This window comes from Synechococcus sp. R55.7, assembly GCF_047461955.1.
In the GTDB taxonomy this organism is placed as follows: Bacteria; Cyanobacteriota; Cyanobacteriia; order Thermostichales; family Thermostichaceae; genus Thermostichus.
Genome location: NZ_JANSIC010000191.1, coordinates 1 through 5,062, shown reverse-complemented (window position 1 = coordinate 5,062; position 5,062 = coordinate 1). Strand labels below are relative to the sequence as shown.

Annotated in this window: 4 protein-coding genes; all 4 read left to right on the top strand. The window is 56.3% G+C overall.

What is annotated here, in order from left to right:
- Positions 1-172: 172 nt before the first annotated feature.
- Entirely contained in the window at positions 173-928 is a 756-nt protein-coding gene (locus NW820_RS09945) for an alpha/beta hydrolase-fold protein (RefSeq protein ID WP_414407402.1), read from the top strand.
- Between the two features lie 36 nt (positions 929-964).
- Positions 965-2,023: an ATP-grasp domain-containing protein gene (locus tag NW820_RS09940; protein WP_414329283.1), complete on the top strand. Its 1,059-nt coding sequence runs from the start codon at positions 965-967 to the stop codon at positions 2,021-2,023.
- 241 nt (positions 2,024-2,264) lie between these two features.
- Positions 2,265-3,452 (top strand): GNAT family N-acetyltransferase, encoded by a 1,188-nt coding sequence (locus NW820_RS09935; RefSeq protein ID WP_414407401.1) that lies wholly within the window; start codon positions 2,265-2,267, stop codon positions 3,450-3,452.
- Between the two features lie 151 nt (positions 3,453-3,603).
- On the top strand, positions 3,604-4,998 hold the full coding sequence (rlmD, locus tag NW820_RS09930; RefSeq protein WP_414407400.1) for a 23S rRNA (uracil(1939)-C(5))-methyltransferase RlmD: 1,395 nt from the start codon (positions 3,604-3,606) through the stop codon (positions 4,996-4,998).
- The last annotated feature ends 64 nt before the right edge of the window (positions 4,999-5,062 follow it).

Here is a 5,062-nt window from a genome sequence, read left to right as displayed (position 1 = left end):
CGCCCGCACGGCCCTCAAGGATCTGTTCACGGAAATTTCCTGAGGTTCCTGTCAGTTGGTCAGGTCTGCTCCCATCTGTTCTGGTGGCTCTTGTGGACCTTTCCAGAGAGTGCCCTTTGCCTTGCTCGACCAGGCAGAGCAGAATGCTTCCCCCGGAAAGGTTGGGTATTTCTTGAGGATCCCTTCCCCGTTTTTCATGGCCTACGCTCGCCGCTACTTGCGCTTTCCCTCTCAGATCTTGGGCCGGGAAATGGAGATGCTCCACTTTGGGCATCACGGCTACCCGCTGATCTGTCTGCCCACCAGCAACGGGCGTTTTTTTGACGTGGAAGATCGCGGCATTATTGCCAGCCTCAGCCATCATCTGGAACAGGGCTATTTGCAGGCTTTTTGCGTGGAAACCCTAGATTGGGAGACTTTGTTCAACCGCCAGCTGGACTTGCCCCAACGGCGGGATCGTTGGCTGTTGCTGGAGCAGCACTGGGTAGAAGAGCTGATCCCCTACGCCAAGGCCGAGGCGCAAAATGAGTTTCTGGTGGTGGCTGGGTTTTCCCTGGGAGCTACCCATGCTGTCAACCTCACCTGTCGGCATCCCGGCTTGGTGCGCCGTTGTTTGGCTCTGGGGGGGCCCTACGATGTGGCCGCTCTCGGCTCTGTCACCGGCTGGGATCCCCAACGGGCAGAGCAGGAGCTGTATTTCATCAACCCGCTGGCCTATATGTCCAACATGAGCCGGCAACTCTGGGATCACTTGGGCGGGCGCAACACCGAGCTGAAGTTGCTCACCGCTCGCCGCGACCACTGCCTCAGCGACAACCTGCGCCTGGCAGAAGTGCTCAGCCGCAACGACATCCCCCATCAACTGGAGGTATGGGAGGGGGATCACGACTGGCCCACTTGGCAAGCGCAAATCCGCGCCTTCGCGTAGGATCCCTTGCAGGGAATAGCTTTTGAGAGAGCTTTGATGATTGAAGACTATTGGGTTGGCAGCCTGCACTTCAGCGAGCCTTTTGGGGACGATACTCTGGCTCGCCTCAACGCACTTCCCCCTGTTCAAGCTCGCAACGGCCAAACTTACAAGATCCGGGCCGAACATGTCACCATTCACGAGGTGAACCTGGATTACCGCACCAAGTATCGCCTGATCCTGGATCGTTTCAGCTACCTTTACCCCCAAGCCATCGGCCTGTTCATGGGCTTTGCCTTTCGGGGGGTTTACCTCATCAACAACCCGTTTAGCTTTTATTACTACCTGCGCAACAAAGATGCTGCCTACATGGTGGTCAAAGAGCTGGGGATCTCCATCCCCAAAACTTACATTCTGCCCCCTAAAGAAGCCCCCGCATTGAAAGCAGAGGACTTTAAGTATCACAAGTTTTTCGATTGGCAGGGGATGGCAGAAGACCTGGGCTGGCCAATGGTGATCAAGCCGGCGGAGGGGCGAGAGGCCATTGGAGTAGAAATAGCCCACAACATGGAGCAGCTCCTCTATTTTTACGACCGCTCTGGATCTCAGGTGATGATGATCCAAGAGAAGGTCAAAACCCCTTACCCTTGGCAGATTCGCGCCCTCTGCATTGGCCGAAAGATCATTCCGATTAAGTACATCTTTCGTAAATTCGATGCTAGCGAGTATCTGTTCGATCCAGAATTTCTCACGCCGGAAATGGGCCAGAAAGTCATCAATACCTGTCGGATTATCAATCGAGTTTTGGGCTATGAAATGAACTCGGTGGAGCTATTCATCGACGAGCAGGGAGAGCTGCAGGCCATCGACTTTAACAATCCGGTGCCCGATGGGCGGCTCAAGGCTTTGGGAGAGATCTTCTATAACGATTACCAGCAGGCCCTTTGCGATTTGGTCTTGGACATCGTGCGGGAACAGCGTCCTTTCGACTTCCTGCCCCCAGATATCAACCGCTTTGCCCACATTGCCCGACGGGCCGATCTCACCCGCGAGCAGAAGTTTCAGATGGCTTTGGAATTGGCCAACCGTTACTACGAGCCCAGGGATCCCGATTAAAATCAAACCAGAACCCACAAGTGTGGTTTTCCGCCGGAGAAGTTGTGGACGGGCAAAGGAGCAGCAGCGTGGTTTCCGACCCCGCTTCAGGGTGGTCCATAATCAAGCAGGCGCAGGGATCCTGCCAGGTGCTGCATTTGGCGGCGGGGGATCCCCTCTTGAGTCGGCAAGAGCATTGGGGGCCTTTTCCCAGCCAAGCTGAGGCAATTGCACGGCGGGTTGGTCTGATCCGAGCAGGCAAATGTCAACCGGGTTGAAATGGCGCTGGTGCCACGATATTCGCGAGATCCCAGCAGGGGCCTGGCACGCCTTGCAAACGGAGCGCACCTCTCCTTTTTTGGAATACGAATGGTTGCACAGCCTAGAGAGCTCAGGTTGTGCCAGCCGCAGGACAGGGTGGCTGCCCTGTCACCTGTTGGTGGAGGCAGACGGCCAGTTGATTGCTGCTGCCCCCTTGTATTTGAAAAGCCACAGTCAAGGGGAGTTTGTCTTCGACCAAGAATGGGCTGCAGTTGCCGGCCAACTGGGGGAACGCTACTACCCGAAGTTAATCGGCATGGCCCCCTTTACTCCGGCTACGGGCTATCGCATCCTCGTCCATCCCGAGTATTCGGAAGCAGAGGTGTGGTCGTTGATGCTGGCAGCCATTGATCGGTTTTGCCAAGAAAAAGATATTTCGGTATTTAGCTTGCTTTATGTGGATCTGGACTGGCGGACTCAACTGGAATCGGATGGATTTACGCCCCGGATCACCCACAACTACCAGTGGCACAACCCCGGCTACCGCTCTTACGAGGACTTTTTGAGCCAGTTCAATGCCAACCAGCGTCGCAACATCAAGCGAGAGCGGGCTGCAATGGAAAAAAGCGGCCTAGAACTCAAGATTTACACAGGAGAGGAGATCACGCCCCGCCTGTTGTCTCTGATGTACGACTTTTACAGCAACACCTGTGCCCAATTTTGGAACTGGAGCAAATATCTCAATCGCCGCTTTTTCGAGTCTCTCTATCCCGACTATCGGGAGCGAGTTGTGCTGGTGGCCGGGGAGCGGGATGCAGAAATTGTGGGGATGTCTTTTTGTATTCGTAAGGGAGATCGCCTGTTCGGGCGCTACTGGGGTTGTCGGGAGGAGGTGAAGTTTTTGCACTTTAACGTTTGCTATTACGAGCCCATTGCCCTCGCCATCCGGGAAGGGATCCGCAACTTTGATCCCGGCGCAGGGGGATCCCATAAGATTCGACGGGGATTTCCGGCCACGCCTGTGTACAGCTACCACCGCTTCTACAGCCGAAGGCTACAACAGGTTTTGGTGCCCTACCTAAACCGGGTTAACCCTCTCATGTTGGCCGAGCTGGAGAACGTGAATCAAAACGAGGTTCCTTTTCGAGAAGATGTTTTGCCTTCTCTATCTGCTTTGACCAAGGAGTGAACCACTTCATTGGATGGGGTTTTCAATCCCGTAAGCAGTTGGCGGCTGACATGCTTTTTGCCTTGCTACAGCTTTTTCCGGCAATGCTGACTCCAGCCAACACGACCTGACCTATGGTTATAGTTATTTCGAATTTCGGCGAAACGGCTTAATGGAACATCCGATCCCTTCCGGCCTTCCTGATCCCGTCAAACCTGGGGATCTTTTGATGTTGGAGGTCACGGCCCTGACCCCCCAGGGAGATGGCATTGCCCACACGGTAGGACTTGGACAAGGGCGAGTGGTGTTTGTGTCCCAGGCGGTGCCCGGGGATCAGGTGGTGGCCCAAATAACCGAGATCAAGCGCAACTACTTGGTCGGGCGAATTCGGTCGCTGATTTCTCCCTCTCCCCAACGGGTGCGACCGGCCTGCATCGTGGCGGACAAATGTGGTGGCTGCCAATGGCAACATGTCAGCTATGCCCAGCAATTGGCCACCAAGCAGCAAATCCTCAGGGATGCACTGGAGCGGATTGGCGGTCTGACTCTGCCGCAGCCTGTCCCTATTTTGGGATCCCAGCAGCCGCTGCGCTATCGCAACAAGGTCACCTACCCCATGGCCAAACCGGAGGGCCAGCCCTTGCGCATGGGCTACTACCAACGGGGCAGCCACCGCCTGGTGAACCTCAACCAATGCCCCGTGCAAGACGAGCGGCTGGATGTGTTCCTGAGGGAAATCAAGCGGGATCTTCAAGAGACGGGCTGGAGTGTGTATGACGAAAGTCGTCACCAGGGTCATCTCCGCCACTTGGGTTTGCGCATCGGTCGCCGCACCCGCGAGGTGCTTCTTACCTTGGTCAGTTGCAGTCGTCGCCTGCCCCATCTGGAAAGCTGGGCCGAACGCTGGATGCAGCGCTACCCCGACCTGGTGGGGGTCTGTCTCAATCTCAACTCGGCTCGTACCAATGCCATCTTCGGCCCGGAGACTGAGGTCATTGCCGGTCGAGGGGCTCTGCGGGAGGAATTTGCCGGTTTTTCCCTCTGGATCGACAGCACCTCTTTCTTCCAGGTCAACACAGAGCAAGCAGAAGCCTTTTTTACCTGGATAGCCGACCAACTAAACCTGCGGGGAGAGGAAACCATCCTGGATGCCTACTGTGGCATCGGCACCTTAACCTTGCTGCTGGCGCAACGGGCGAAACGGGCGATGGGGGTGGAAGCTTTGCCGGAAGCGGTGGCCCAAGCCCGCTACAATGCCCAGTTCAACGGTATCGCCTCAGCCCAATTTTTCCAGGGCACGGTGGAACAGGTTTTGCCGACCCTGCCCCCTGCCGACATTGTGGTGCTGGATCCGCCGCGGCGCGGCTGCGACCGCCAAGTGCTCGAGACCCTAAAGCTGCGACGACCACCACGCATCGTCTACATTAGCTGTCACCCTGCCACTTTGGCGCGAGACTTGCAGATCCTACTGGCAGAGGGATCCTATCGCCTTACCCAATGGCGGGCGGCTGACTTCTTTCCCCAAACCGGGCATGTGGAGGGGGTGGCCTTTTTGGAGCGAGTTTGAAGAGTACGCACCCTGACCAAAAGGCGCGGCAAGCCCCGTCCTTCAGGGCAGGGAAGGATAGCGC